The organism is Bacillus cereus group sp. MYBK14-1, from assembly GCF_051916885.1.
Lineage (GTDB): Bacteria > Bacillota > Bacilli > Bacillales > Bacillaceae_G > Bacillus_A > Bacillus_A cereus.
The window spans coordinates 171,807-197,993 of the sequence record NZ_JBQAHM010000006.1 but is presented as its reverse complement, the minus strand read 5'-3'; the positions used below and the strand labels follow the sequence as shown (position 1 = coordinate 197,993).

Here is a 26,187-nt window from a genome sequence, read left to right as displayed (position 1 = left end):
CATTTCTCCTCTTTTTTTATGAATAAAAAGGAAATAATTGAGTATAATATACTGTTTTGTTTTTTACGGAATCGTTTATACTTATAGATAGAAGAATGTGTGAACGAAGAAAACAAAAAACTGGAGGATATATGGGGAAAAATCAAAGGATATATAAGGAGAACGGACAAGTTATCTCTTTTAATCAATTAGCGGACTTCTTTTATAAAAAAGGGATGAGAGCTTACAAAGGACAAAAATTGCAAGATGCAATTAAATATTTTCGAAGAGCGGCACAAAGTGAGAAGGAGCCGTTTATTTTATGTCAATTAGCAACAGTATTATCTGAGGCTGGTGAATATCAAGAGTCGAATCAAACCTTCTTAAAGTTAGTTAGATCTAATCCTGAACTTGAACAGTGCTATTATTTTATTGCAAATAATTATGCATATATGGGGTTATTTCAACAGGCGAAGAAATATGCGGATCGCTATTTAGAAGTTGCAAAAGAGAAGGAATTCGTAGAAGATACATTAGAACTTCTAGAGATTATGGAAGAAGAAGCAATGGGTGCGGAAGAGATTGAAGATGAAGATGATTTAATTGTTATGCAGGAAGAAGCGAATCGTTATATTCGTAATGGACAATTAGAAGAAGCAATTGCTACATTAGAAATTGTTACGAAAGATTATCCGGAATTTTGGTCAGGTTATAATAATTTAGCCATTGCACATTTTCAATCGGGTAATGTAGACAAAGCGCTGAAGTTAACAGAAATGATTTTAGAGAAAAATCCTGGTAATATACATGCGCTTTGTAATACACTTATTTTTCTATATTCAATTGGAGAGCATAAACAAGTAGAAGCATTAGCGGGACAGCTAGTTTCAGTATATCCAATTTCATTTGAACATCGTTTGAAACTGGGAACTACACTTGCAACAATTGGTTATTTCGAGCATGCATATAAATGGTTCAAACTATTAAAGCGTCAAGGATATGAGGGAGACGTTAGTTTTTATTATTGGTTTGCATATTCTGCTTATATGGTGAAAGATCAGCAACTAGCTGAAAAAATGTGGCAATATGTCGTGGAATTGCATCCTGATAAAAAGGGAAAAGAACCGTGGAATGTGCTGAATTTAGCAGATGAAGGACAAAACGTGTTATTTGAAGAATTACGAAAATCATTTCAGCAAAGTGCGACGCTAGAAGAACAAATGCTAGCTTTATATTTAATGAATGAATTGTCAACGCCGGAGAAGGTGGGATTCTTCTTTGATATAACGCAAGCGAAGAACGGTGTTCCCATCGTATCACAACTTGCAAAGTACTTCTTTTTACTTAATAGTCATAAGAGTATTCCAGCTGATTTACAGCAATTCGAGCAGTGCGCGAGAATCGCGGATGCATTATACAATTATACGAAAAAAGATGATGAATTAATTGAAGAGTGTTTACACTTTTGGTTTTGTACGTTCATACGTTTATATACATCTGGAGACATATTTACAAATGTGTACGGCTGGTCAGCTGCGATTGAATACATTGTACGCGGCGAACAAGGAAATAAAATGACACAGTCGGAGCTTGGAGATGTATATAATGTATCTGTAGCGACTGTCCGAAAGTATGTGCAAGCTGTTAAGCGTACGCACACATAAGATAAGCAAATCATTGGGAAAAAAATGATGCTAACAGTATAATGAGGGTAACTTAATTGTGTAGGAATGGATAGGAGTGAATAGTGTGTCAGAAGAAAAAATTTATGATGTCGTTATTATTGGTGCAGGACCAGCTGGTATGACAGCTGCAGTATATACATCTCGTGCAAATTTAAGCACATTAATGCTTGAGCGTGGTATTCCAGGTGGCCAAATGGCAAACACGGAAGATGTAGAAAACTACCCAGGTTATGAGTCTATTTTAGGACCAGATTTATCAAATAAAATGTTCGAGCATGCGAAGAAATTTGGTGCTGAATATGCATACGGTGATGTGAAAGAAGTCATCGATGGTAAGGAATACAAAACAATTATTGCTGGTAAAAAAGAATATAAAGCACGTGCAATTATCGTTGCAAGCGGTGCAGAGTATAAAAAAATTGGTGTACCGGGTGAAACAGAACTTGGCGGCCGCGGTGTATCATATTGTGCAGTATGTGACGGAGCATTCTTTAAAGGAAAAGAACTTATCGTAATTGGCGGCGGAGATTCTGCTGTTGAAGAGGGTGTGTTCTTAACGCGCTTCGCATCAAAAGTAACGATCGTTCACCGTCGTGACACGCTTCGTGCACAGAAAATTTTACAAGACCGTGCTTTCCAAAACGAAAAAGTAGATTTCATTTGGAACCACACGATAAAAGAAATCAACGAAGCAAGTGGTAAAGTAGGAAGTGTAACACTTGTGGACGTAAATAGTGGAGAAGAGAAAGAAGTCAAAACTGACGGCGTATTCGTATACATCGGTATGTTACCTTTATCAAAACCATTTGTTGAACTAGGTATTACAAATGAAAATGGTTACCTTGAAACGAACGAGCGTATGGAAACGAAAATTCCTGGTATTTTCGCAGCTGGTGATGTTCGTGAAAAAATGCTTCGTCAAATTGTAACTGCAACAGGTGACGGTAGTATTGCAGCGCAAAGTGCACAACATTACGTAGAAGAATTATTAGAGGAATTAAAAACTGTATCAGAAAAATAAGGGATAATATACCTTGTGAGAAGAAAGCTACCGACAGGAGCTTTCTTCTTTTTTTGTGTGAAAATGTCAAAGTTTTGTCAAAAAATATAAGGATTATAAGCTTTCTTATTGATATACTGGACTTTACGGAAAAAATCACTATAAGAAATGAGGAATTTATTCAGTATGGAATGGCGTAATATATATCGTGGATTTTGTATGGGCGTTAGTGATTTAATTCCTGGTGTGAGCGGCGGTACAATCGCTGTTGTGTTAGGGATTTATGAACAATTGCTTGCGGCAATTAGTGGATTCTTTAGTCGTGAATGGAAAAAACATTTAGGATTTTTAATTCCACTTGCAGCTGGTGTGGCAGCGGCATTTTTAACGTTAAGTCACGTTATTAAATATTTACTTGCAAATCATTATGAACCGACTCAATTTTTCTTCCTCGGTTTAATTATTAGTATATTACCGATGTTAATGAGGGAAGCTGATGCAAAGTCGTCGTTTAAAGGTAAGCACATCGTTTTATTAATAGTTGCAGCAATTCTTGTTGCGATTACAGCTTTCTTTAAACCAGATAAGGCAGCAGATCCAATTACGACGTTAACAATTTTAAATGCAATTGGTTTATTTTTCGCAGGATGGATGGCTAGTATGGCCATGCTGCTTCCTGGAATTAGTGGATCGTTTATTTTATTAATTATTGGTGTGTATCCAACAGCAATTAACGCTTTAACTACACTTAACTTACCTTTAATCGTGGTTATCGGTGCTGGTGTTATGGTTGGATTTGTTGTAAGTAGTAAAGGCATTAGTTTTTTATTAGATCGTTATAAAAGTATGACATTTGCGGCAATTATTGGACTTGTAATCGGTTCGATTGTAATTGTATTCCCTGGGATTCCGACTGGTGGATTTTCAATTATAAGTTCAATCATTACCTTTATTTTAGGATTTGCGATTGTTACTTATTTCGGTAAGAAATAAGGGCTTTAATCCCCTTGGCGATAAAAATCGTTAAGGGGATTTTTCATGCTATTCATTCAAAGTATAAGCATTTACATTGCTTGTTATAGAAAGCTTTTTTAAAATTGCTGAGTAGCATATGCTTAGCGAAAGAGGACTGGCTCCTTCGTTGTAGCAAACTGTTTTTGATAGTATAATGAAAGAAGTATGCAGTGAGAAATTTTACTGCAAGTAGCTGAGGTGAAGAAACATGCAAAGAGTGACAAACTGTGTGTTAATTAGAGATAATGAAGTACTCTTACTCCAAAAACCTCGCCGAAATTGGTGGGTTGCACCAGGCGGGAAAATGGAGCGTGGTGAGACTGTAAGAGATTCCGTTGTTCGCGAGTATCGTGAAGAAACAGGTATTTATTTGAAAAACCCAGCGTTAAAGGGGGTCTTCACCTTTGTCATCCAAGAAGGTGATAAAGTTGTTTCTGAATGGATGATGTTCTCCTTTTTAGCGACAGATTTTGCAGGAGAAAACAAACTAGAGAGCGAAGAAGGCATCATTGGTTGGCATACATTTGATAAAATTGATGATTTAGCAATGGCGCCAGGAGATTATCACATTATTGATTATTTAATTAAAGGAAATGGCATAATCTACGGTACATTTGTATATACCCCAGATTTTGAGTTGCTTTCATATCGATTAGATCCGAGTTAAACCGTCAAGGAGAGGATACAATGACAGAGAATAATGATATAAAAATGGTAATTATTACAGGGATGTCTGGAGCCGGAAAAACAGTAGCTTTACAAAGTTTTGAAGATTTAGGATATTTTTGTGTGGATAATTTACCACCGATGTTATTGCCGAAGTTTATTGAGCTTATGGCGGATTCAAAAGGGAAAATGAATAAAGTGGCACTTGGTATTGATTTACGTGGCCGCGAGTTTTTTGAACATTTATGGGGAGCACTTGATGATTTATCAGAACGTACATGGATTATTCCTCATATTTTATTTTTAGATGCGAAAGATAGTACGCTTGTAACTCGTTATAAAGAAACGAGACGTTCGCATCCACTTGCACCAACTGGTTTGCCGTTAAAGGGAATCGAAGCAGAGCGTAATTTATTAACAGATATGAAGGCACGAGCGAATATTGTGCTTGATACATCGGATTTAAAACCGAAAGAATTACGTGAAAAAATTGTTCACTTGTTCTCAACAGAAACTGAGCAAGCATTTCGTGTAAATGTTATGTCATTTGGATTTAAGTACGGTATTCCAATTGATGCAGATTTAGTATTTGATGTTCGTTTTTTACCAAATCCATATTACATTCCACATATGAAGCCATTAACAGGACTAGATGAAGAAGTTTCTTCGTATGTACTGAAATTTAATGAGACACATAAGTTTTTAGAGAAGTTGACGGATCTGATTACTTTCATGCTGCCTCATTATAAAAGAGAAGGCAAAAGTCAACTTGTAATTGCAATTGGATGTACAGGTGGACAGCATCGTTCTGTTACGCTTACAGAATACCTTGGGAAACATTTGAAACCAGAGTATAGTGTTCATGTATCTCATCGTGATGTGGAGAAGAGAAAGGGCCATTAAGGGATGAAAAAAGAGAGAAAGCCTAAAATTGTCATCATGGGAGGCGGAACTGGACTCTCTGTTTTATTAAGGGGATTAAAGCAATATCCTGTTGATATTACAGCAGTTGTTACAATTGCTGATGATGGTGGCAGTTCGGGTAGATTACGTGATGAGCTAGAAATTCCACCTCCAGGTGACATCCGTAACGTACTTGTTGCGTTATCGGATGTAGAGCCACTGGTGGAAGCTTTATTTCAGCACCGTTTCACAACAGGAGACGGACTGAAAGGTCATGCGTTAGGAAATCTATTGTTGGCAGGTATGACCTCGATTACAGGAGACTTTTTCCATGCAATTACAGAAACAAGTAAAGTATTAAATGTCAGAGGACGTGTATTACCAGCAGCGAATCAAAGTGCGGTACTTCATGCGGAACTTGAAGATGGGGAAATTGTAACAGGTGAATCAAAGATTCCTTATTACGGAAAGAAGATTAATCGTGTCTTTTTAACTCCAGAAGATGTAGAGCCATTGCATGAAACGTTGGCTGAGATTAAACGAGCTGATTTACTTGTTTTCGGTCCTGGAAGTTTGTATACGAGTATATTGCCCAATTTAGTTGTTAACAAAATTGGAGACGCTGTTCTTGCTGCAAAGGCGAAGAAGGTATATGTATGTAACGTTATGACACAAGCGGGTGAAACGATGGGATATACTGCTTTTGATCATGTGCAGGCGTTACACGATCATTTAGGGCAACCATTTATCAATACTGCAATTGTAAATAACCGTGAGATTCCTTGTGAATTACGCAAGTCATATGAGGAAGAAATGTCTACACCAGTTGTAGTGGATGAAGAACGTTTTGTTGAAAATAATATTGATGTTATTCAAGAGGGATTAGCGAAGTATGATGATCATGTTGTAAGGCATGATACGTTAAAGTTAGCGTCCATTTTATATTCATTGTTATAAATATGCGTTGCCTCGTTTGAGGTAGCGCTCCTCATTCATATAGGACAAGAATTTTGTTCCATAATAATCGTATAAGGAGGTGTTGACTGTGTCATTTGCATCAGAAACAAAGAAAGAGTTGACGAATCTTGAGATGAAGGAATGCTGTGAGAAAGCAGAATTATCAGCGTTACTTCGAATGAACGGGTCGCTTTCTTTTTCAAACCGTCGTCTATCTATCGATATTCAAACGGAAAATGCGGCAATTGCAAGAAGGATTTATACGCTTTTGAAAAAAGGATATGACGTGACGGTAGAATTGCTTGTCCGTAAAAAAATGCGCTTGAAGAAAAATAATGTATATATTGTGCGGCTTGTTGAGAAGTCTCGCGAAATATTAGCTGATCTTCATATCGTTCGAGATGACTTTTCATTTATTCGAAATATATCACAAGAATTGATTGAGAAGAAATGTTGTAAACGATCGTACTTACGTGGCGCATTTTTAGCAGGTGGTTCAGTAAATAACCCAGAAACATCATCTTATCATTTAGAAATCTTTTCGTTATATAAGGAACATAATGATGCTATATGTGAACTGATGAACGGATTTGATTTAAATAGTAAGACGTTGGAAAGAAGAAAAGGGTACATTACGTATTTGAAAGAAGCAGAAAAAATTACAGAGTTTTTAAATATTATAGGTGCTCATAATGCACTTTTAAGATTTGAAGATATTCGAATCGTACGTGATATGCGTAATTCTGTAAATCGTTTAGTGAACTGCGAAACAGCTAATTTAAATAAAACAATTGGTGCAGCACTAAGACAGATTGAAAATATTCGTTATATTGATGAGACAGTTGGTCTTGATATTTTGCCGGATAAATTACAAGAGATTGCACAATTACGAAGAGATTATCAAGATGTAACATTGAAAGAGTTAGGTGAGATGGTATCCGGGGGGAAGATTAGTAAGTCGGGTATTAATCATCGTTTGCGTAAAATCGATGAAATCGCAGAGAAATTACGCGCGGGGGAAACGTTAGTAAAAAAATAAGAGGTTAAAGGGGAAATGAAGCTGTGGTTCAAAAACGAGTTCAGGTTTCATTAAAAAACGGTTTACAAGCACGTCCGGCTGCGTTGTTTGTACAAGAGGCAAATCGCTTTCATGCAGATATCTTCATCGAGAAAGATGGAAAGACAGTAAATGCAAAGAGCATAATGGGGATTATGAGCTTAGCAATTGGAACTGGAAGCATGATAACAATTACAACAGAAGGTTCAGATGCAGAAGAGGCTTTAGAAGCATTAGCTGCATATGTACAATAAGAAGCTATCGCGTATATGCGATAGCTTTTTGTTTTGTTGTTTGTGCGGATTAGCGGGGAGGGGTATTTAGCTGGTTTGTCCTTGTCGGAGATTGTCGGTAAATCGATATGTTGTGTCGAACCGTTGATATATTAAAAAAATCGTTGATATAATTTAAGTTTTGTTCGATATAATTGAAAAATCGTTGATATATTTAGGTGAATACCAGGGTGGGTATCCAGAAGGAGGTGCATGATAATAAAAAAGCACCCTGTAATAGGGCGCTTTTTTTATGTATCCAGCTCCAGCGGCTAGAATCTCCGGTCGCTTCGCCCCTTCATTCGAGGCAAAAAGCGCCTCGGAATCAGGTGCTCCATCGCCCTGCGATTCTAAACGAGCCGCTTTCGCTTTTAGTTATTAACGATTTGTAAAGATCTTATCGATTAAACCGTATTCTAAAGCTTTTTCTGCTGTCATGAAGTTGTCGCGGTCTGTGTCGCGTTGTAGTACTTCAAGTGGTTGACCAGTGCGGTCAGCAAGAATTTGGTTTAGTTTTTCACGTAAGAATAGGATACGTTTTGCAGCGATTTCGATTTCAGTCGCTTGACCTTGTGCTCCACCAAGTGGTTGGTGAATCATTACTTCACTGTTTGGAAGTGCATAACGTTTTCCTTTTTCACCTGCTGCAAGTAAGAATGCACCCATAGATGCAGCCATACCGATACAGATTGTTGATACTTGTGGTTTAATAAACTGCATTGTATCATAGATTGCCATACCCGCTGTGATAGAACCACCAGGGCTGTTGATGTAGATGTGAATATCTTTTTCTGGATCTTGAGATTCCAAGAATAAAAGCTGGGAAACGATTGAGTTAGCTACGTTGTCATCAATTGCACTACCAAGCATAATGATGCGGTCTTTTAATAGTCGAGAGTAAATATCGTAAGCGCGTTCTCCACGATTTGTTTGTTCAATTACTGTAGGAATTAAATTCATCTGTTATTTCCTCCTTATAAAGCTTTCTTAGTCTTATAATACAATTATGGTCAATAAAGGTCAAACGAAACCACTTTAAATCAAAAAAATATGTAGTTGTACCATGAAATATTCGCTATGTTTTCGAAATTCCCTGCTTATGTATCTTCAACATCATAACCGAATTACATAAATTTAAACGTTACGAAAACTGGAGAAAAAAGAAAAGAACGCCTTTTAACTGAAGCGTTCTTTCGATAATTAGTCTTTTAAAAGATAGGTTACTTTATTTAAAATCTTTTCGATTTGTTTCGCGTTTTTACTATACATTTCGCTTGCTGACTTCGACTTTGTTTCTAGGGAAAATAGTTCAAGATCAGCATGACATTTTTTTAAAGATGCTAATAATAAAGGTTTGTTTTGAGGAGAAGGCATTTGGAGTTTGTCATTGTAAATGTCGATAGTAAGTTGTCCGTATGAATCCACTTGACCGAGGAAGACATTTTCAATAACAACACCGATTTTTTCTAATTCTGAATGTAGCCAAGCGCGGTTATGTCCGCTTGCTGAAAGAGGTTCATCTAGTACATTTCCATCCATAATAACAGTTTGTGGTTCTTTCTCGTTTGGTACTTTTAAACCGATGTCTTTTGCTGTAAGTGGCTGAGAATCTTTCTTTAATAGTACATTTAATTCTCCGCTCGGTTCTAAGACAGCAAATTCGACTTCAGCTACGCTGAACGCACTTTTTCCACGGAGAAGTTCCAGTAATTCGTCACTCGTATATTTTTCTTTCTTTAAATTATCTTCGAGTATCTTTCCGTCTTTTATTAATACGGTAGATTTTCCTTCAAAGAAGTCCCGAGCTGTTTTGTTCTTTAAAGAGAGGATTCCTGTTAAAAAAGGTACCACAGCGAAAATGAGTATTGCAAAGACACCGTGAAAAAATTTTGAATCGAGCCCTGTAGATACTTGGGCAGCGATGTCACCAATCGTCATTCCGGCTATGTATTCAAAAAAGGAAAGCTGAGAGATTTGTCTTTTCCCTAACCATTTCGTAATAGCGAATAAAATAATTAATATGAATACAGAGCGAAGAATGACAAGTGTCCATTCCGGCAGGTGAGACATAGTCGTTTCCTCCAGTCTACTTAAAACCCTTTATATTGAGGTTCTTCACGTTCTAATACTGAAATTCTATCCTTTAAATCAGCGATGACGCTGTCCATTTCTAACATACATTCATGAAATACGCGTTTTGATTCTTCGTCTTGTGAATTTAATGAAAGGGAGCTTAAACTTGCTTGAGCGCCTCTTACACTAGCAAGGCAAGTTTTTACGCTAGCGATAACAGTCATATAAACACCTCTTATCCTTTCGGTTTGAATAATAATGCTCCAATGAAGCCGAAAATAATAGCTGCTGATACACCGGCGCTCGTTACTTTAAACATGCCGGTAATAACGCCAACGATGCCATGTTTTGCAGCTTCTTCCATTGCGCCATGAACGAGGGCATTACCAAAGCTTGTAATAGGTACAGTTGCCCCGGCTCCAGCGAAATCAATTAATGGCTCATACAAATTAAATCCATCTAATATAGCTCCAGCAACAACGAGTGTTGCCATTGTATGAGCGGGTGTTAGTTTGCCGACATCAAACATAAGTTGGCCGATTACACATATGAGTCCGCCAATGACGAAAGCCCAGAAAAAAATCATTGCGTTGCACCTCCAAATTCAATCGAAACGGCATGAGCGATACATGGAATTGTTTCTTCTTGTTGGAATGTAAGTGGAGATAGTAAAGCGCCTGTCGCAACGACAAGTATTTTTTTGAACTCTCCTCTTTTCATTCGGTTTAATAAATGACCATACACGACTGTTGCGGAACATCCAGGCCCGCTAGCACCAGCTATGACAGGTTGTCCTTCTCTGTAAATGATAATTCCGCAATCTTGAAATTGTTCGCTCGTTACTTTCGTTCCGTGTTTATGTAGTAAGTCATAAGCAATTTCGCGTCCTACATGTCCGAGATCGCCTGTTACGATTAAATCGTAGTAAGAGGCATCAATTTGGCGTTCACGTAAATGGGCTTCAATTGTATCAACTGCAGCTGGAGCCATTGCGCCTCCCATATTAAACGGATCTGTTAATCCCATATCAATCACTCGTCCGATTGTTGCAGAGGTTACTCTTGGACCGTGTCCAGTATCGCTTAAAATAGCGGCTCCTGCTCCGGTTACTGTCCACTGTGCAGTAGGCGGCTTTTGTCCGCCGTATTCGGTAGGGTAGCGGAATTGTTTTTCTACAGCAGTATTATGGCTTGAAGCTCCAGTTAATAAATATTTTGCACCTTTTGCATTTACGATACTTGCCCCAAGTGCTAAACCTTCCATAGAAGTAGAGCAAGCCCCGAATAGTCCGAGATAAGGAGTGCCAAGTGTGCGGCAAGCAAAGCTTGTTGGAGTGATTTGATTAATTAAATCTCCTGCGAGTACGAATTGAATATCGTCTTTACGAAGTTCTGCTTTTTCAGTAGCGCGGCTACAAGCTTCTTCGAATAAAATTTTATGTGCTTTTTCATAGGAATCTTGTCCAAGCCATAAATCTTCATGAAGGATATCGAAGTCTTCTGGGATGTTCCCCTTTGCTTCAAATGGTCCACCGACAACCCCTGTTGAGATAATGACTGGTTTGTTTTCAAATACCCACGTTCGGTGTCCTTGTAACATTTATAGCCCTCCCCATTGAACGAGAATAGTTTTAATAAGTGCGATGACGAAAGCGGAAAATACACCAAATAAAATAACAGAACCAGCTAGTTTAAACATATTGCCGCCAACGCCAAGGACAAATCCTTCCGTTCGATGCTCAATACATGCGGCAATAACAGAGTTACCAAATCCAGTAACAGGTACAGCTGTACCTGCTCCGGCAAACTGTCCAAAACGATCGTATATACCAAATCCAGTTAGTAACATGGAGATGAAAATGAGAGTTGCGACTGTTGGATTGCCTGCTGAGCGTTCAGTGAAATCAAAATATGTGATATAAAAAGTAGAAATGAGTTGTCCGATGAAGCAAATAAAACCACCGACGAAAAAGGCTTTTATACAATTTTTTAAGACAGGTCGTTTCGGTTCGCGTTCTTGTTCGAATTTTTTATACTCCTGTTGTACAGGGGTTAAGTTTTTATCTTTACTAGCCATTGCAATCCTTCCTTTTCTTTTAAAAAGCGTTAAGTGTTAGACTCCATTTTTTTACCAATGAATTTTAATTGTTTATTAATTTCATCTTTAGATACTTCTTTTTCCTTAATTTTTCTTTCGAGTTTTTCGAGTAACATAAAGATTTTTTTATCTGTACTGACACGAACATCGAAAGTAGGGTGCTCATCACTTAGCTGCTTTTGAAGCTTTTTACGAAGAGGTTTTAATCCAAACCTTTCGTGATGCTCAGGTGTAATTGCTATGTAGAGATCTAAATTTGAATTCACTGCTGTGCTTTTTATAATTTCATCCATAGCGAGAGCTCTTTTTTTCGCTCCTTGTGATATAGATTGATTAAAGGATTCCGTACTCGTCTTTGTTAACTTTGGACCTTTTTCTTTCTCCGTTCGTTTTGCTTCTTCTTTCACTTTTTTATCTAAAGGACTATTATCACATCCGGTAAAAGAGCTAAATAGAAGTGCAAATAATGCGGTTATGAGGCCGAGTTTTCGCATAATTATCATTCCATTTCTATTGCAATATGTAATGTGATAGAAAAAGGATGACTGCATATCATCCTTTTTCTATTTCACAGCAAGACTGATTCGTTATTGCTGTGAGTATTGTGGTTCTTCTTGTTGGACTTCTTCAACGCGTGGGTTTAAAGAATCGATAATCGTTTGTGTTTGCTGCGCAGCTGTTTGGAAAAGTTGCTTCGCTTGTTGGTTATCCGTATCAAGAGCGAATCCCTCTAAGCTAGCTTGTGCACTTTTTAATCCAGAAACAGTTTGCTTTAGTTTCGTAATTACAGTCATTGAATGAAGCCCCCTTTGGAATATCAATTCAAAGATTATAATTTGTGAGTTGGGGTGAATTTATGATTGGAAAATTTAGGGGTGAAATAGATTTTATATGCCTTTAGCTAAGATGCATAAGGTATTACGGGGATATTTTTATTGATTTAGATGGATTTTATTGCTATTATTATGAGAAGAAAATGAAGTGTTTTCTATAATCATGCGCCCATAGCTCAGTCGGATAGAGCGGTGGTTTCCGGTACCACGTCTGCCGGGGGTTCGAATCCCTCTGGGCGCGTCAAAAAGTCCTAACTTACGTTTTGTAGGTTAGGACTTTTTTGTTTATCTCATTATTTGAGGGTTAAACAAAACAAACTGATGGAAGTCTCATTTTATATGTGTACTTTCAAAATGCCTTGTCTCATTGCTTCTGTTAAAGCTTCGGAGCGTGATCCTACTTTTAATTTTTTGAAGATTTTTGTTAGGTTGTATTCTACAGCTCTTGAACTCATGTACAGTTCATCAGCAATTTGTTTATTGCTACTTCCTTTAGAGACGGATTCTAAGATTTCTAATTCTTTTTGTGTAAGAAGAGCGGTTTTATTTTCAAGTTGTTGAGTCGTTATATCGTCTGTACGTAGTTGACGTAATAACGAAATAGGAAGTAAAGTATATCCGTTTACAGCTGCACGAATTGCCATTAATAGCTCTTGCTGAGAAGCTGATTTACTAATAATGCCGCTGATACCAGAGTTTATTAATAAATTGAATTGGGATACGTATTCAAAACCTGTATATAAAATGATTTTTGCATCTGTTTGAATATGTAATATTTTCTGGGCGAGTTCAATACCACTGCAATTGGGCATATTCATATCCAAGAGGTATACGTCAAAAGGTGTAGCATCACTTTTTATAAGTGCTTCCTGTTCATTTAAAATATATTCTGCTTGCATATCTTCTTCTAATTCAATCATGCTCTTTGTTCCTTCGCCTACAATTTGATGATCATCTACAATTAATACTCGAATCATTATTTACCACCTCGGAACTGTAATGTTTATTTGAAGTCCTTTTTTTGCTTCGGATACTATATGTATTTCTCCACCAATTGATTGAAGCCTTCCTTTTATACCGGAAAGCCCCATATGCTGCTTAGGAGAGTGGGGAGTGTCTATATTAAAACCTTTGCCGTTGTCTCGGTAGTCTAGGAAAATACAGTTATTCTCTTCCCATAAAAAAATCGATACGATGGTTGCCTCGGAATGTTTATCTGCGTTTGTTAGTAGTTCTTGAATGATGCGATATAAAGATAAAATTTTGTCAAAATCGTAATGATGTTCTTGAATTGATTCATGATCAAATTGAATTTGAAACTGCACACGTAATTGTGTTTGGGCTAGCAATTCTCTTAATGCACCAATTAAACCAGCATCTGATAAAAGTGATGGACGCAATTCATTACATGTGTCGCGAATTTGTTGTATTACATCGTGCATACCGAAGTGGATTTTTTTTAGTTCATTTTTTAATTCTAGTGGAACGGATTTGTTTTTTAGTAAAGAGTCTAGTTTGCGGTACCATACAATTTGATCTTGTAATGCAGAGTCGTGTAAATCTGAAGCAAGTCGGCGCCTTTCTTGTTCAGAAATTTGAAAGAGTAGGCGTGATAAGCTTGCAGAATTTGTTTTGGATTCTAAACTCTCCTGCTCTAGAGAATGAATAATTTCATTAATGGTATACAAGTTTTCGTAAATAAGACGGACGTATGTCGTGACAGTGATGAACCATGATTTTTCATGCGTATTATATTTAATATTATTCACTTTTGTTCCAATCCAGATGTAGTGTTTTATATGTTTAGTAGAGTATAAGTAAATACCGATGCATCCATCATCCTCTAATAAATCATTAATTAGTAATGCTGCCATACTCCATTTTTTCTTTTTAGAAAGTGTGAAATCTTTCGTTTGTCCATATCCGTTGCATCGTGTATATGTGTTTTCTTTCATATCATATTGAACAAATTGAATAAAAGAAGGTTTCAACATCGAAACGATTTCATTAGTGAATTTTTTCTCTAACTCTTCTGTTTTCATAATAGATGATAGCTGTGCGGTAAACTGTTCAATATTTACGTATAAGTTTGTTTTAGTCCGAAAGAGGTGATTACGAAATGTAAAATCTAATCTTTCTTTTAATATGAGAAATAGAATATTTAACGGAAAAATAATAATAAAACTTTGCAGCAGTCGAGAGAGAAAATTGTCTTTGTAATAAATGCTCCAGCTCGTAATGATTGCAATTAATAGAGTTGGGATTAATGACAGAAATGCGTAATACCGTAAACGATCAAATACAAAATCTACATCAAAAATCTGCTTCGTCGCTACTAAATAAAAATAACCGATTGGAAGAGCGATTAGGAACATAGCTCCAATATCTGCTGAGAGAATCGGTGTACTGAATATTGCATCTGGAAGGGCATAGAGTGTAACGAACGGAAAGAAGGCAATGGAATGAATCGTGAGCATTAATTTTAAAAATGGTTTATGTACTGTATTGTGATATTTGATATAGGCACGGATTAAAAAATATATGCAAAAGATAATATTTATTGAAAGGTAAATTAGTTCTAATCCATCGGTATTAACTACGGGAAATGGAATGAACATCGTTAAAATAGAGAGTGATAGTAAAATAATGCCAATTGCAATATCGATTTTTAGAAATCTCATAGAAATGACGTATAGTTGCTTTTTCTTGAATAACTCATTCAATAATAAAATGAGAGACATAGGTGTACCTTGAAATACAATACTTAAAATAATGAGGGCGATAAAATCACCTTTACCAGATTCAACTGCGATTAGAAGACTTGAGGAAGTCATGAATAGAAACGTAATCAAAAAGAATGTTTCCCGGCTCAAAGGCTTCTTTGTATAAAGAAAAATAGATAACCCTAAACAAATAAAAACGAGTAGGAAGGGAAAGTATATAGAAATAATTTTGTCACGAGAATCAATAAAATGTTGTGTTCCTTTATAAGTTTGGATGATATCGCCTTTTTTAACTTGTATTTCAGATGCATTTAGTGATTGGTTTTGATATCCAGGAAGTATTCCTAAATGAGGCTTTTCTTTATTTATCGAATAGATTATATCGCCTTCTTTTAAGTCCGTATGAAAAGCCCAACCGGAGGATTTAATTTTTGCTATTGTGTATGTAGCTGAGTCTGTTTTAGAAATAAGAACGCCACTATATGGTTGGTTTATTTTATATAAGATATAGCCTTGTAAACAAAAATACAGGATAGTTACACATAAAATGAAAACGAAGTTACGTTGTATCTGCAACGGTTTGGACACCTCTCTTTGTAGGTATATCGTTTAATTTCTGAATATTTTTATAATAACATTTAAGAAGTTTTCATACAATCAACTTCATCTGTTGAAATTGCGGTGAACCACATAAGAGTGGTTCGCTTTTTTTACGGTAAATACAGTACGGATTGCGGACAATAGCATCAGAAAGAAGTCTATGATAAAGATACAACTTAACAAGTCAATGAAGGAGGAAATAGTTATGAAAAAGTTTTTGTTGATGGTAGGCGGGATGGTATTAGGAATGGCGGTTATTTATTTCGTAAAAAGCTAAAAGGAGCTGTTATGGATGGCATTTGAAATTCAAGGTTTAAATAAAACATTTGGTGAATATAAAGCTGTTGATGATTTAAATATACGTGTAGAAGAAGGTGGAATTTTAGGGATGCTGGGCCGGAATGGTGCTGGTAAGACGACAACAATTCGTATGATCTTAGATTTAATCAAACCGGATAGCGGCCAAATTCTATGGAATAATCGCCCTTTTTCAAAGAAAGACTTGTCTATCGGCTATTTACCAGAAGAGCGTGGATTATACCCGAAAATGAATGTAGTGGAGCAATTAGTGTATTTCGGCAAGTTAGAAGGAATGCCAGCAAATCTTGCAAAAAGGCATGCGTTACAGTGGCTAGAAAAATTAGAAATGACACCACATTTAAAGAAGAAAACAGAGGAATTGTCAAAGGGAAATCAACAAAAAATCCAATTGATTTCAGCGATATTGCATAATCCGGAATTCATCATACTAGATGAGCCATTTAGTGGATTGGATCCTGTAAATGCAGAGATGTTAAAAAATGTTGTACTTGAGTTAATCGCGCAAAGAAAAACGATTATCTTTTGTAGTCATCAAATGGACAGTGTAGAAACGTTCTGTGAGGAAATTTGTATTATGAAAAACGGTCAAATTGTATTATCGGGTGCCTTGTCAGATATTAAGAAAAGTTATCAATACAAATATATGACGTTGCAAACGGAAGGGGATATTGAACCAATTCTTAAGAAGAAAAATTTCAATTTTGAAAAAGTTAATCGTACGTTCATGATTAAAGTTAATGATGGAGAGGATGCATTTTCGCTGCTTGAAGATATTAAAACTAAACAATATATCCGAGACGTTTCTATTAAAGAACCTTCTTTACATCAAATCTTTGTTGAAAAGGCGGGTGCATAAGTAATGAGGAATTTCTGGATTGTTTTAGGGCAAACGTACTGGGATCGTGTGAGGACGAAAATATTTATTGGGATGACATTGTTATTAATAGGAGGAGGGATATTCTTATTCTCTTTTCCAACTTTAGTACAAAAGTTTTCTGGAGAGAAAGAAAAAGCAAAGGTTGTATTTATTTCTGAAGCACCTAATGTTACGGTGGATCAATCTAATCTTAGTAAAGCTCTTCCGGAATGGGATTGGTCTTTAGGAGATAAAACAAAATTAAATCAATATAAGCAAGAATTGTTAGATAAGAAAATCGAAGCGCTCTTTATATTAAAAGAGGGCGTGGGTGCTGAACCAGTATTAGATTACTTTATGAAGCTGGATAATCCTAAGTTGATTCAAAGTGCACAGGTATTTGTACAAAATCAGTATTTTCAAAGTGCGGTAGTTAAACAACAGTTATCAGAAGAGGCTGTGAAATCACTGACGATGAACGTGCAAGCGAAAAAACAAAACTTAAATAACGAAGAAACAAGCTCATTCTTACTGGTGTATTTATTAGTGGCGATTATGTACTTAGCAATTACTTCGTATGGAAATGCGATTGCTACAGCGGTAGCGTCAGAGAAGGCGTCGCGTGTTATGGAAGTGATGGTAACGAAGGTGTCGCCTGTTCACATGGTCTTTGGGAAGATATTAGGAGTCGGTCTTGCTAGTTTGACACAGTTATTTATTTTCTTCCTTAGTATGGCGCTATATATTAAATCTGGAATTTTTAAGGTATCGGATTCGTTTTTTGGAGTGAATATTGATGTAAATATGATTACAGGTGAGCATGCTGCATATTTCTTGTTATATTTTGTTCTCGGTTACTTCGTTTATGCGGCACTTTTCGCAGTGTTTGGTTCTATGGTAAGCAGGCCAGAAGAATTATCCGGAACAACGATGCCGATTACTCTTATATTGATGGGAAGCTTAGTGGTGGAGTTATTAGTAGTACTTGATAACCCTGAAGGGCTAGTATCAAGGGTGACATCATATGTTCCGTTTACAGCCCCAATTAGTATGGTAGTTAGGATTATTAATGGATCCGTTGGGAGTTTAGAAATTATTACATCTATGGTTGTATTACTGGCTAGCATCAGCTTAATTGCTATGTTTGCAGCGAAGGTCTATCCGAAAGGTGTATTAAGAAGTGGTAAGAGCCTTAAATTCATTCAATTGTTAAAAAATAATTAATTGCAGGGGGGAATAAATTATGGGATTTTTTTCGAAAAGAAAACAAAAAATGATGGATAGTAATAACGAGAGAAGCGTGAAAAAAATAGTTGAGTTGTCTGTGGAAGAGATGAGAGGAATTCAAGGAGCGTCTAGTGAATCGAACGATTATCTCTATGATTCCTATGTAATTAGGAATCAAAGTTCCTTAGCTTTAAATAAGAGGTTTCTTTCTTAATTAAGTATCGTAAAAGAGTAGTTAGGCATAGTGAAGTGTCACTATACCTAAACTGCTCTTTTTATTTTGGAATTGAACAGAGATAAATTTAATGTTGTTATATATAAAATTAAGGGTTACTATTAGTATGTGGTAACAAATAATTGAGTTTATTATTTTCTTTCAATATTATTCAAATTTAGGTTGTAAGTTGTAAATCTCATTAATACATATAAATTAATAATATTTTGGAATGGGTGTCTGCGTGAGGATTCTCCTTTTACCAAACTTATTGTACAATAGAAACAAGGGGGAGATTAGTTTGAAGGCAAGTCTTTTACAAGAACAAAGCTTACGTTTGGCAATGACACAAGAGTTAAGGCAAGCGATTACAATGCTCCAGTATAATGTACAAGAATTATCGGAGTTTTTGTATGAGCAATCGTTAGAGAATCCCCTTATTGAGTTAGGTGGTTTTGAGAGGGAGAAGAAAAAGAGCTCTAACAACAGTAAAAGTACCAGCAAACAAGTCGAGAATCAGATGGAGATCTACAGTGTGGATTCTACAACGATTCAGCAACATTTATTAAATCAAATACAGTATTATAAAATAGATGAAGAAGAGCGAAAAGTAGCTTCTTTCATTATTATGAACATGGATGGAAATGGATATTTACAAGAAACGAATGAAGAGTTAGCAGAGCTCCTTTCTGCGCATATTCATGTAGTCGACCGCTCTGTAGAGCTTGTCCAATCACTGGAACCAGCAGGGGTAGGGGCGCGTAATATTCAGGAATGTTTAACCTTGCAATTGAAGCGCTTACAAAGACAGAATGGATTAGCAGAAGAGGTTGTAGAAGATCATTTCGCTTATTTTGTGAAGAAAGATTGGCGAAAGCTCGTTCAAGTGTTGAAATGTAGTAATGAGGAATTACAGAGTGCGGTAAATTGTATAACGTCATTACAACCAAAACCAGGTCTTGCGTTTTCTTCAGATAAACCACTTTATATTGTGCCTGATATGGCGGTGAAAAAAGATGGCGATCGCCTCGTTTTACAAATGAATGAGAGAAATATGCCGAGAATTGAAATTCATTCTGAATATAGTGCGCTTCTTAATAATAGTGAAAGTGAAGTAGCATCTTACATATCAGAAAAGTATCAGCATGTGCAGTGGATTATGCGCAGTTTGAAGCAGAGAAAACAGACGCTGCTGCAAGTAATGACTATTATTATGGAAAAACAACGTGATTTCTTCTGGAAAGGTCCAGAGTATTTAAGACCTCTCGCTTTAAAAGAGGTAGCGGAAGAGTTAAGTGTGCATGAATCGACAATTAGTCGTGCGACGCGAAATAAATATGTTCAAACACCACACGGTTTATTTGAGATGAAATCGTTCTTTAGCAATGCCGTTTCGACGACTGAAGATGAAGCAGTTTCTACAAAACGTGTAAAACAATTTATTCAAACGCTAATTGGGGCAGAGGATAAGAAAAAGCCACTTTCAGATCAAAAGATTTCAAAATTATTAGAAGAAGAGCATGAAATTGTTATTTCTCGAAGAACAGTGGCGAAGTATAGAGAACAAATGCATATCCCAGCTTCGTCATTACGAAAAACGATCGGATAGGTGAAGAAGATGAAAGTTGTACTGTATACTAAAAAAGATTGTGGCCTTTGCGTGAAGGCGAAACAAGTTTTACAGGAAGTACAATGTGAATATTCTTTTCAAATCGAGGAAATAGATATATATGAAGATAATGACCTTTTAGAAAAATATCACTTAATGATTCCGGTTGTAGAAATGGACGGAAAACAAGTAGAATATGGTAACATTCACAAAGGTGTCATAATAAACTATATAAAGAATGCAGTTAAGAGTTGAATAAGTTTCTATCTCCTGTTACAATAATACACGTAGCAGGGATTATTTTTTTAACCTATGTGGGACACAAAATGTCACTACGGGACGTAAAGTGACCACGAAGGAAAAATGAACCGATGTAGTGAGGAGAAAAGATATGCGCTCATGGATTCAGAACACAAAAAAATTATTACCTGATCTGCTACCTGTTATGCAAACGAGAATGCAAATTCTTCAATACATTAGGCTCATGCAGCCGATTGGAAGAAGAAACTTATCAGCAAGTCTCGGTATGACAGAACGAGTATTGCGAAGTGAAGTTCAAGTTTTGAAAGAACAAAACTTAGTTCACGTCGCTTCTTCTGGAATGACTTTGACAGAAGAAGGAACAGCTTTAGTTCTTGCTTTGGAAGACTTTATGAAAGAAATTTCCGGGTTAAAGGTTTTAGAAAAGCAACTTAAGGAAACATTAGACTTGGATGAAGTTTTCGTTGTCCCTGGTGATAGTGATGAATCACCTTGGGTCAAACTGGAGATGGGCCGTGCTTGTGTGACTTGTATAAAAGACCGTCTGACAGCGAATAATATCGTTGCTGTGGCTGGAGGAACTACGCTAGCTGCTGCTGCGGACATGATGCAACTTGATTGCAAAGATTTACATATGCTATTTGTCCCAGCACGTGGTGGAATTGGAGAAGGCGTCGAATTAGAAGCCAATACCATTTGTGCCAAGATGGCACAAAATACGATGAGTAATTATCGCTTATTGTATGTTCCAGACCATGTTAGTAGCGAAGCATATGCGTCTATTGTGACAGAGCCTTCCGTGAAAGAAGTTCTTGAGTTGATTCGATCTTCCAATATCGTCATTCATGGAATAGGTGATGCGTTAACAATGGCACGTCGCAGAAGTACTTCAGAAGCAGATTGGTTAAAGATTCAGGCAAGCGAAGCAGTTGGCGAAGCTTTCGGTTACTACTTTAATGAAGAAGGAAATGTTGTTCATAAAGTAAGAACAGTTGGTATGCAACTAGAGGATTTACAAAATGTATCTCACGTTGTTGCAGTCGCTGGAGGTTCTTCAAAGGCAAAAGCAATACAGGCTGTAATTAAACAAGGGCACACTTCAATTCTAATTACAGATGAAGGTGCAGCAAAACAGTTAACAAAGGGTTTTACCCTTTAATATAATCCCCCAAGGAGGAAATTCAAATGACTAAAATTGGTATTAATGGATTTGGACGTATCGGACGTAACGTATTCCGCGCAGCTCTTAACAACTCTGAGGTAGAAGTAGTAGCAATCAACGACTTAACAGATGCTAAAACATTAGCTCACCTTTTAAAATATGACACAGTTCACGGAACTTTAAATGCAGAAGTATCTGCTAACGAAAACAGCATCGTTGTTAACGGTAAAGAAATTAAAGTTATCGCTGAGCGTGACCCAGCTCAATTACCATGGAGCGACTACGGAGTAGAAGTAGTAGTAGAATCTACTGGCCGTTTCACTAAAAAATCAGACGCTGAGAAACACTTAGGTGGATCAGTTAAGAAAGTTATCATCTCAGCTCCAGCTTCTGACGAAGATATCACTGTAGTTATGGGTGTTAACCACGAACAATACGATGCAGCTAACCACAACGTAGTATCTAACGCTTCTTGTACTACAAACTGTCTAGCTCCATTCGCTAAAGTATTAAACGAAAAATTCGGCGTAAAACGCGGAATGATGACAACAATTCACTCTTACACTAACGACCAACAAATCTTAGACTTACCACACAAAGATTTACGTCGTGCTCGTGCAGCAGCTGAAAACATGATCCCAACATCTACTGGTGCAGCTAAAGCTGTAGCATTAGTATTACCAGAACTTAAAGGTAAATTAAACGGTGGCGCTGTACGTGTTCCAACTGCTAACGTTTCTCTAGTTGACCTAGTTGTTGAACTTGACAAAGAAGTAACAGTTGAAGAAGTAAATGCAGCATTCAAAGCAGCAGCTGAAGGCGAATTAAAAGGTATCCTTGGATACAGCGAAGAGCCATTAGTATCTATCGACTATAACGGATGTACAGCTTCTTCTACAATCGATGCATTATCTACAATGGTAATGGAAGGTAACATGGTTAAAGTACTTTCTTGGTACGATAACGAAACTGGTTACTCTAACCGCGTAGTAGACCTAGCAGCTTACATGACTTCAAAAGGTCTTTAATTCTTAATTATATAAGTTATCAATGACAAAACGAGGGAGAGGGTTTGTTCCCTCTCTCTCTTCTTTCGTTTTAAAAGCAAATGTGTTAAGCTTTTGAGTGGGTTTTGTCAATCCTAACTAGTAGTCGGAGGGAAATCCAATGAACAAAAAATCAATTCGTGACGTAGATTTAAAAGGTAAGCGTGTATTTTGCCGCGTTGATTTCAACGTACCTATGAAAGAAGGCAAAATTACAGATGAAACTCGTATCCGTGCAGCTCTTCCTACAATTCAATATTTAGTAGAGCAAGGTGCGAAAGTTATTTTAGCAAGTCACTTAGGCCGTCCAAAAGGTCAAGTAGTAGAAGAAATGCGTTTAACTCCAGTAGCAGCACGTTTAGGTGAGCTTCTTGGTAAAGACGTTAAAAAAGCGGACGAAGCATTCGGACCAGTTGCACAAGAAATGGTTGCAGCAATGAACGAAGGCGACGTATTAGTTCTTGAAAACGTACGTTTCTATGCGGGCGAAGAAAAGAACGATGCAGAACTTGCGAAAGAATTTGCAGCACTTGCTGACATCTTCGTAAACGATGCATTCGGTGCAGCTCACCGTGCTCACGCTTCTACAGCAGGTATCGCAGACTACCTACCAGCAGTATCTGGTCTATTAATGGAAAAAGAGTTAGATGTACTTGGTAAAGCACTTTCTAACCCAGAACGTCCATTTACAGCTATTATCGGTGGTGCGAAAGTAAAAGATAAAATCGGTGTAATTCGTCATCTATTAGACAAAGTAGATAACTTAATCATCGGTGGTGGACTTGCTTACACATTCGTTAAAGCTTTAGGTCATGAAATTGGTCTATCTCTATGTGAAGACGACAAGATCGAACTAGCTAAAGAATTTATGCAACTTGCAAAAGAAAAAGGCGTAAACTTCTACATGCCAGTTGATGTTGTAATCACTGAGGAATTCTCTGAAACTGCAACAACTAAAATCGTTGGTATCGACTCTATCCCTTCTAACTGGGAAGGCGTGGACATCGGTCCTAAAACACGTGAAATTTATGCAGATGTAATTAAAAATTCTAAGCTTGTTGTATGGAATGGACCAATGGGTGTATTCGAAATGACTCCATTCGCAGAAGGTACAAAAGCAGTAGGACAAGCATTAGCAGATGCAGAAGATACATACTCTGTTATCGGCGGTGGTGACTCTGCAGCAGCTGTTGAAAAATTCGGTATGGCTGATAAAATGAGCCACATTTCTACTGGCGGCGGTGCGTCATTAGAATTCATGGAAGGTAAAGAGCTTCCAGGTGTAGTTTGTCTTAACGACAAATAAGTAGCAGCCAAAGAAAAAGGACGGTGCAAAGCATGCGTAAACCAATTATCGCAGGTAACTGGAAAATGAATAAAACTCTATCAGAAGCAGTTAGCTTCGTAGAGGAAGTTAAAGGTCAAATCCCAGCAGCTTCAGCTGTTGATGCAGTAGTTTGCTCTCCAGCTCTATTCTTAGAGCGCCTTGTAGCAGCAACTGAAGGAACTGACTTACAAGTAGGTGCACAAAACATGCACTTCGAAAAAAATGGTGCATTCACTGGCGAAATTAGCCCAGTAGCACTTAGCGACTTAAAAGTTGGCTATGTAGTACTTGGCCACTCTGAGCGTCGTGAAATGTTTGCTGAAACAGATGAGTCAGTAAACAAAAAGACTATCGCAGCATTTGAACATGGTTTAACACCAATCGTATGTTGTGGTGAGACTTTAGAAGAGCGCGAAAGCGGAAAAACATTTGATCTAGTAGCAGGTCAAGTGACAAAAGCACTTGCAGGTTTAACAGAAGAGCAAGTTAAAGCAACTGTTATCGCTTATGAGCCAATCTGGGCTATCGGTACAGGTAAATCTTCTTCTTCTGCAGATGCAAACGAAGTATGTGCGCACATCCGTAAAGTTGTTGCAGAAGCTGTTTCTCCAGAAGCTGCAGAAGCTGTTCGTATCCAATACGGCGGTAGCGTAAAACCAGAAAACATTAAAGAGTATATGGCACAATCTGACATCGACGGCGCTTTAGTTGGCGGTGCTAGCTTAGAGCCAGCTTCGTTCTTAGGTCTTCTGGGGGCGGTAAAATGAGAAAGCCAACAGCTTTAATCATTCTTGACGGTTTCGGACTTCGTGAAGAAACTTACGGGAATGCTGTAGCACAAGCTAAGAAACCTAATTTTGATGGTTACTGGAACAAATTCCCTCACACAACGCTTACAGCTTGTGGCGAGGCAGTAGGTCTTCCAGAAGGTCAAATGGGTAACTCTGAGGTTGGTCACTTAAATATCGGTGCTGGCCGCATTGTATATCAAAGCTTAACACGTGTTAACGTTGCAATTCGTGAAGGTGAGTTCGATAAGAACGAAACGTTCCAAAGTGCAATTAAAAGCGTAAAAGAAAAAGGTACTGCACTTCATTTATTCGGTTTACTTTCTGACGGTGGTGTGCACAGTCACATGAATCACATGTTTGCTCTTCTTCGCTTAGCAGCTAAAGAAGGCGTTGAGAAAGTATACATTCATGCATTCTTAGATGGCCGCGATGTTGGACCAAAAACAGCACAAAGCTATATCGATGCAACAAATGAAGTAATTAAAGAAACAGGAGTAGGACAATTCGCGACTATCTCTGGTCGTTATTACTCCATGGACCGTGACAAGCGTTGGGATCGCGTAGAAAAATGTTACCGTGCTATGGTGAATGGTGAAGGCCCTACTTATAAATCAGCAGAAGAGTGTGTAGAAGACTCTTATGCGAACGGTATCTATGATGAATTCGTATTGCCGTCTGTAATTGTTAACGAAGATAACACGCCAGTTGCAACAATCAATGATGATGATGCAGTTATCTTCTATAACTTCCGTCCAGACCGTGCAATTCAAATTGCTCGTGTATTTACAAACGAAGACTTCCGTGAGTTCGATCGTGGTGAAAAAGTACCTCACATTCCAGAATTCGTATGTATGACACACTTCAGTGAAACTGTAGATGGTTACGTGGCATTCAAGCCAATGAACCTTGATAACACTTTAGGTGAAGTTGTTGCGCAAGCGGGATTAAAGCAACTTCGCATCGCGGAAACTGAAAAGTATCCGCACGTTACATTCTTCTTTAGCGGTGGTCGTGAGGCTGAATTCCCAGGAGAAGAGCGTATCTTAATTAACTCACCAAAGGTTGCAACGTATGACTTGAAACCTGAAATGAGCATTTACGAAGTAACGGACGCTTTAGTAAATGAAATCGAAAATGATAAACATGATGTTATCATTCTTAACTTTGCGAACTGTGATATGGTTGGCCATTCTGGGATGATGGAACCAACAATTAAAGCAGTAGAAGCAACTGACGAATGTTTAGGAAAAGTTGTAGAAGCGATTCTTGCAAAAGATGGTGTAGCACTTATTACTGCTGACCATGGTAATGCGGATGAAGAATTAACTTCTGAAGGCGAGCCAATGACAGCTCATACAACTAACCCGGTTCCTTTCATCGTTACTAAGAACGACGTAGAATTACGTGAAGATGGTATCTTAGGTGATATCGCTCCAACAATGCTTACACTTCTTGGTGTTGAGCAACCGAAAGAAATGACAGGTAAAACAATTATTAAATAATTTGCTTATATA

At 37.4% G+C, this 26,187-nt stretch carries 28 protein-coding genes and 1 tRNA gene; 19 read left to right on the top strand and 10 right to left on the bottom strand.

All coding sequences use genetic code 11. The annotated features are described in order from the left end of the window. Nucleotides 1–131 precede the first annotated feature (131 nt). The 8 genes from ACTFR3_RS17765 to ACTFR3_RS17730 all read left to right on the top strand — a co-directional run bounded on the left by ACTFR3_RS17765 (nucleotide 132) and on the right by ACTFR3_RS17730 (nucleotide 7,515). Nucleotides 132–1,643, top strand: coding sequence for a tetratricopeptide repeat protein (locus ACTFR3_RS17765; protein ID WP_440044630.1), 1,512 nt, complete (start codon nucleotides 132–134; stop codon nucleotides 1,641–1,643). 85 nt (nucleotides 1,644–1,728) lie between these two features. Beyond that, a complete protein-coding gene (trxB, locus tag ACTFR3_RS17760) occupies nucleotides 1,729–2,685 on the top strand; it encodes a thioredoxin-disulfide reductase (RefSeq protein WP_001288078.1) in 957 nt (318 codons plus the stop codon). A gap of 165 nt (nucleotides 2,686–2,850) precedes the next feature. After that, nucleotides 2,851–3,657: a DUF368 domain-containing protein gene (locus ACTFR3_RS17755; protein WP_000455196.1), complete on the top strand. Its 807-nt coding sequence runs from the start codon at nucleotides 2,851–2,853 to the stop codon at nucleotides 3,655–3,657. 229 nt (nucleotides 3,658–3,886) lie between these two features. Continuing rightward, nucleotides 3,887–4,345 (top strand): NUDIX hydrolase, encoded by a 459-nt coding sequence (locus ACTFR3_RS17750; RefSeq protein ID WP_001190080.1) that lies wholly within the window; start codon nucleotides 3,887–3,889, stop codon nucleotides 4,343–4,345. A gap of 20 nt (nucleotides 4,346–4,365) precedes the next feature. Next, nucleotides 4,366–5,247 carry an RNase adapter RapZ gene (gene rapZ, locus ACTFR3_RS17745; protein WP_000138459.1) on the top strand — a complete coding sequence of 294 codons (882 nt, stop codon included), beginning with the start codon at nucleotides 4,366–4,368 and terminating at the stop codon, nucleotides 5,245–5,247. Between the two features lie 3 nt (nucleotides 5,248–5,250). After that, nucleotides 5,251–6,204 (top strand): gluconeogenesis factor YvcK family protein, encoded by a 954-nt coding sequence (locus ACTFR3_RS17740; RefSeq protein ID WP_000712188.1) that lies wholly within the window; start codon nucleotides 5,251–5,253, stop codon nucleotides 6,202–6,204. A gap of 88 nt (nucleotides 6,205–6,292) precedes the next feature. Beyond that, on the top strand, nucleotides 6,293–7,243 hold the full coding sequence (gene whiA / locus ACTFR3_RS17735) for a DNA-binding protein WhiA (RefSeq protein ID WP_000006558.1): 951 nt from the start codon (nucleotides 6,293–6,295) through the stop codon (nucleotides 7,241–7,243). 23 nt (nucleotides 7,244–7,266) lie between these two features. Continuing rightward, nucleotides 7,267–7,515 carry an HPr family phosphocarrier protein gene (locus ACTFR3_RS17730; protein WP_000250307.1) on the top strand — a complete coding sequence of 83 codons (249 nt, stop codon included), beginning with the start codon at nucleotides 7,267–7,269 and terminating at the stop codon, nucleotides 7,513–7,515. Nucleotides 7,516–7,911: 396 nt separating this feature from the next. Here ACTFR3_RS17730 and clpP read toward each other — a convergent pair whose 3' ends face one another. From clpP to ACTFR3_RS17690, 8 genes are all read right to left on the bottom strand, one after another. Next, nucleotides 7,912–8,493, bottom strand: a complete 582-nt coding sequence (gene clpP / locus ACTFR3_RS17725) for an ATP-dependent Clp endopeptidase proteolytic subunit ClpP (RefSeq protein ID WP_001049162.1) — start codon at nucleotides 8,491–8,493, stop codon at nucleotides 7,912–7,914. Between the two features lie 240 nt (nucleotides 8,494–8,733). Then, nucleotides 8,734–9,603, bottom strand: a complete 870-nt coding sequence (locus ACTFR3_RS17720) for a DUF421 domain-containing protein (protein ID WP_000018922.1) — start codon at nucleotides 9,601–9,603, stop codon at nucleotides 8,734–8,736. 20 nt (nucleotides 9,604–9,623) lie between these two features. Further along, nucleotides 9,624–9,830 (bottom strand): DUF1657 domain-containing protein, encoded by a 207-nt coding sequence (locus ACTFR3_RS17715; protein ID WP_000215909.1) that lies wholly within the window; start codon nucleotides 9,828–9,830, stop codon nucleotides 9,624–9,626. A gap of 11 nt (nucleotides 9,831–9,841) precedes the next feature. Beyond that, complete coding sequence (gene spoVAE, locus ACTFR3_RS17710; RefSeq protein WP_000575919.1) at nucleotides 9,842–10,192, bottom strand: stage V sporulation protein AE; 351 nt, start codon at nucleotides 10,190–10,192, stop codon at nucleotides 9,842–9,844. Then, nucleotides 10,189–11,205 carry a stage V sporulation protein AD gene (gene spoVAD, locus ACTFR3_RS17705; protein WP_000938970.1) on the bottom strand — a complete coding sequence of 339 codons (1,017 nt, stop codon included), beginning with the start codon at nucleotides 11,203–11,205 and terminating at the stop codon, nucleotides 10,189–10,191. The genes spoVAE and spoVAD overlap by 4 nt, the downstream gene beginning before the upstream one ends. Then, nucleotides 11,206–11,682: a stage V sporulation protein AC gene (gene spoVAC, locus ACTFR3_RS17700; protein WP_000146953.1), complete on the bottom strand. Its 477-nt coding sequence runs from the start codon at nucleotides 11,680–11,682 to the stop codon at nucleotides 11,206–11,208. 29 nt (nucleotides 11,683–11,711) lie between these two features. After that, nucleotides 11,712–12,197, bottom strand: coding sequence for a YhcN/YlaJ family sporulation lipoprotein (locus tag ACTFR3_RS17695; RefSeq protein ID WP_001228542.1), 486 nt, complete (start codon nucleotides 12,195–12,197; stop codon nucleotides 11,712–11,714). Between the two features lie 93 nt (nucleotides 12,198–12,290). Further along, nucleotides 12,291–12,497, bottom strand: coding sequence for a DUF1657 domain-containing protein (locus ACTFR3_RS17690; RefSeq protein WP_000216166.1), 207 nt, complete (start codon nucleotides 12,495–12,497; stop codon nucleotides 12,291–12,293). 204 nt (nucleotides 12,498–12,701) lie between these two features. Here ACTFR3_RS17690 and ACTFR3_RS17685 point away from each other — a divergent pair. Beyond that, nucleotides 12,702–12,777, top strand: a tRNA-Arg gene (locus tag ACTFR3_RS17685). A 94-nt stretch (nucleotides 12,778–12,871) separates the two neighbouring features. Here ACTFR3_RS17685 and ACTFR3_RS17680 read toward each other — a convergent pair. After that, nucleotides 12,872–13,513: a response regulator gene (locus ACTFR3_RS17680; protein WP_000621765.1), complete on the bottom strand. Its 642-nt coding sequence runs from the start codon at nucleotides 13,511–13,513 to the stop codon at nucleotides 12,872–12,874. Between the two features lie 3 nt (nucleotides 13,514–13,516). Then, a complete protein-coding gene (locus ACTFR3_RS17675) occupies nucleotides 13,517–15,835 on the bottom strand; it encodes a sensor histidine kinase (RefSeq protein ID WP_074047616.1) in 2,319 nt (772 codons plus the stop codon). Nucleotides 15,836–16,151: 316 nt separating this feature from the next. On the opposite strand from ACTFR3_RS17675, the gene ACTFR3_RS17670 reads away from it, so the two are divergent. The 10 genes from ACTFR3_RS17670 (at nucleotide 16,152) to gpmI (ending at nucleotide 26,175) form a co-directional block, all read left to right on the top strand. Next, complete coding sequence (locus tag ACTFR3_RS17670; RefSeq protein WP_000863488.1) at nucleotides 16,152–17,036, top strand: ABC transporter ATP-binding protein; 885 nt, start codon at nucleotides 16,152–16,154, stop codon at nucleotides 17,034–17,036. A 3-nt stretch (nucleotides 17,037–17,039) separates the two neighbouring features. Then, complete coding sequence (locus ACTFR3_RS17665; protein WP_079004206.1) at nucleotides 17,040–18,260, top strand: ABC transporter permease; 1,221 nt, start codon at nucleotides 17,040–17,042, stop codon at nucleotides 18,258–18,260. A gap of 19 nt (nucleotides 18,261–18,279) precedes the next feature. Beyond that, nucleotides 18,280–18,477: a hypothetical protein gene (locus tag ACTFR3_RS17660; RefSeq protein WP_000505575.1), complete on the top strand. Its 198-nt coding sequence runs from the start codon at nucleotides 18,280–18,282 to the stop codon at nucleotides 18,475–18,477. A gap of 301 nt (nucleotides 18,478–18,778) precedes the next feature. Then, nucleotides 18,779–20,086, top strand: coding sequence for an RNA polymerase factor sigma-54 (rpoN, locus tag ACTFR3_RS17655; protein ID WP_440044628.1), 1,308 nt, complete (start codon nucleotides 18,779–18,781; stop codon nucleotides 20,084–20,086). Nucleotides 20,087–20,095: 9 nt separating this feature from the next. Beyond that, complete coding sequence (locus ACTFR3_RS17650; RefSeq protein WP_000869730.1) at nucleotides 20,096–20,341, top strand: glutaredoxin family protein; 246 nt, start codon at nucleotides 20,096–20,098, stop codon at nucleotides 20,339–20,341. 136 nt (nucleotides 20,342–20,477) lie between these two features. Beyond that, nucleotides 20,478–21,506 (top strand): gapA transcriptional regulator CggR, encoded by a 1,029-nt coding sequence (gene cggR / locus ACTFR3_RS17645; protein WP_001258185.1) that lies wholly within the window; start codon nucleotides 20,478–20,480, stop codon nucleotides 21,504–21,506. Nucleotides 21,507–21,532: 26 nt separating this feature from the next. Further along, nucleotides 21,533–22,537 (top strand): type I glyceraldehyde-3-phosphate dehydrogenase, encoded by a 1,005-nt coding sequence (gene gap / locus ACTFR3_RS17640; RefSeq protein ID WP_000161236.1) that lies wholly within the window; start codon nucleotides 21,533–21,535, stop codon nucleotides 22,535–22,537. A 139-nt stretch (nucleotides 22,538–22,676) separates the two neighbouring features. Then, nucleotides 22,677–23,861, top strand: a complete 1,185-nt coding sequence (locus ACTFR3_RS17635; RefSeq protein ID WP_001036350.1) for a phosphoglycerate kinase — start codon at nucleotides 22,677–22,679, stop codon at nucleotides 23,859–23,861. Nucleotides 23,862–23,893: 32 nt separating this feature from the next. Beyond that, the gene (gene tpiA / locus ACTFR3_RS17630) at nucleotides 23,894–24,649 is read left to right on the top strand and encodes a triose-phosphate isomerase (protein WP_001231038.1); all 756 of its coding nucleotides are present in this window, start codon (nucleotides 23,894–23,896) and stop codon (nucleotides 24,647–24,649) included. Next, complete coding sequence (gene gpmI / locus ACTFR3_RS17625; protein WP_001231152.1) at nucleotides 24,646–26,175, top strand: 2,3-bisphosphoglycerate-independent phosphoglycerate mutase; 1,530 nt, start codon at nucleotides 24,646–24,648, stop codon at nucleotides 26,173–26,175. Before tpiA ends, gpmI begins: the two co-directional genes overlap by 4 nt. The last annotated feature ends 12 nt before the right edge of the window (nucleotides 26,176–26,187 follow it).

Coding starts and splice junctions, on each gene's coding strand:
- ACTFR3_RS17665 (WP_079004206.1), top strand. CDS start 17,040: ATGAGGAATTTCTGGATTGTTTTAGGGCAAACGTACTGGGATCGTGTG.
- tpiA (WP_001231038.1), top strand. CDS start 23,894: ATGCGTAAACCAATTATCGCAGGTAACTGGAAAATGAATAAAACTCTA.
- spoVAD (WP_000938970.1), bottom strand. CDS start 11,205: ATGTTACAAGGACACCGAACGTGGGTATTTGAAAACAAACCAGTCATT.
- cggR (WP_001258185.1), top strand. CDS start 20,478: ATGCGCTCATGGATTCAGAACACAAAAAAATTATTACCTGATCTGCTA.
- ACTFR3_RS17650 (WP_000869730.1), top strand. CDS start 20,096: ATGAAAGTTGTACTGTATACTAAAAAAGATTGTGGCCTTTGCGTGAAG.
- gap (WP_000161236.1), top strand. CDS start 21,533: ATGACTAAAATTGGTATTAATGGATTTGGACGTATCGGACGTAACGTA.
- ACTFR3_RS17670 (WP_000863488.1), top strand. CDS start 16,152: ATGGCATTTGAAATTCAAGGTTTAAATAAAACATTTGGTGAATATAAA.
- ACTFR3_RS17690 (WP_000216166.1), bottom strand. CDS start 12,497: ATGACTGTAATTACGAAACTAAAGCAAACTGTTTCTGGATTAAAAAGT.
- ACTFR3_RS17660 (WP_000505575.1), top strand. CDS start 18,280: ATGGGATTTTTTTCGAAAAGAAAACAAAAAATGATGGATAGTAATAAC.
- ACTFR3_RS17680 (WP_000621765.1), bottom strand. CDS start 13,513: ATGATTCGAGTATTAATTGTAGATGATCATCAAATTGTAGGCGAAGGA.
- ACTFR3_RS17750 (WP_001190080.1), top strand. CDS start 3,887: ATGCAAAGAGTGACAAACTGTGTGTTAATTAGAGATAATGAAGTACTC.
- ACTFR3_RS17695 (WP_001228542.1), bottom strand. CDS start 12,197: ATGCGAAAACTCGGCCTCATAACCGCATTATTTGCACTTCTATTTAGC.
- gpmI (WP_001231152.1), top strand. CDS start 24,646: ATGAGAAAGCCAACAGCTTTAATCATTCTTGACGGTTTCGGACTTCGT.
- ACTFR3_RS17765 (WP_440044630.1), top strand. CDS start 132: ATGGGGAAAAATCAAAGGATATATAAGGAGAACGGACAAGTTATCTCT.
- ACTFR3_RS17740 (WP_000712188.1), top strand. CDS start 5,251: ATGAAAAAAGAGAGAAAGCCTAAAATTGTCATCATGGGAGGCGGAACT.
- spoVAC (WP_000146953.1), bottom strand. CDS start 11,682: ATGGCTAGTAAAGATAAAAACTTAACCCCTGTACAACAGGAGTATAAA.
- clpP (WP_001049162.1), bottom strand. CDS start 8,493: ATGAATTTAATTCCTACAGTAATTGAACAAACAAATCGTGGAGAACGC.
- ACTFR3_RS17715 (WP_000215909.1), bottom strand. CDS start 9,830: ATGACTGTTATCGCTAGCGTAAAAACTTGCCTTGCTAGTGTAAGAGGC.
- ACTFR3_RS17720 (WP_000018922.1), bottom strand. CDS start 9,603: ATGTCTCACCTGCCGGAATGGACACTTGTCATTCTTCGCTCTGTATTC.
- ACTFR3_RS17755 (WP_000455196.1), top strand. CDS start 2,851: ATGGAATGGCGTAATATATATCGTGGATTTTGTATGGGCGTTAGTGAT.
- spoVAE (WP_000575919.1), bottom strand. CDS start 10,192: ATGATTTTTTTCTGGGCTTTCGTCATTGGCGGACTCATATGTGTAATC.
- ACTFR3_RS17635 (WP_001036350.1), top strand. CDS start 22,677: ATGAACAAAAAATCAATTCGTGACGTAGATTTAAAAGGTAAGCGTGTA.
- rapZ (WP_000138459.1), top strand. CDS start 4,366: ATGACAGAGAATAATGATATAAAAATGGTAATTATTACAGGGATGTCT.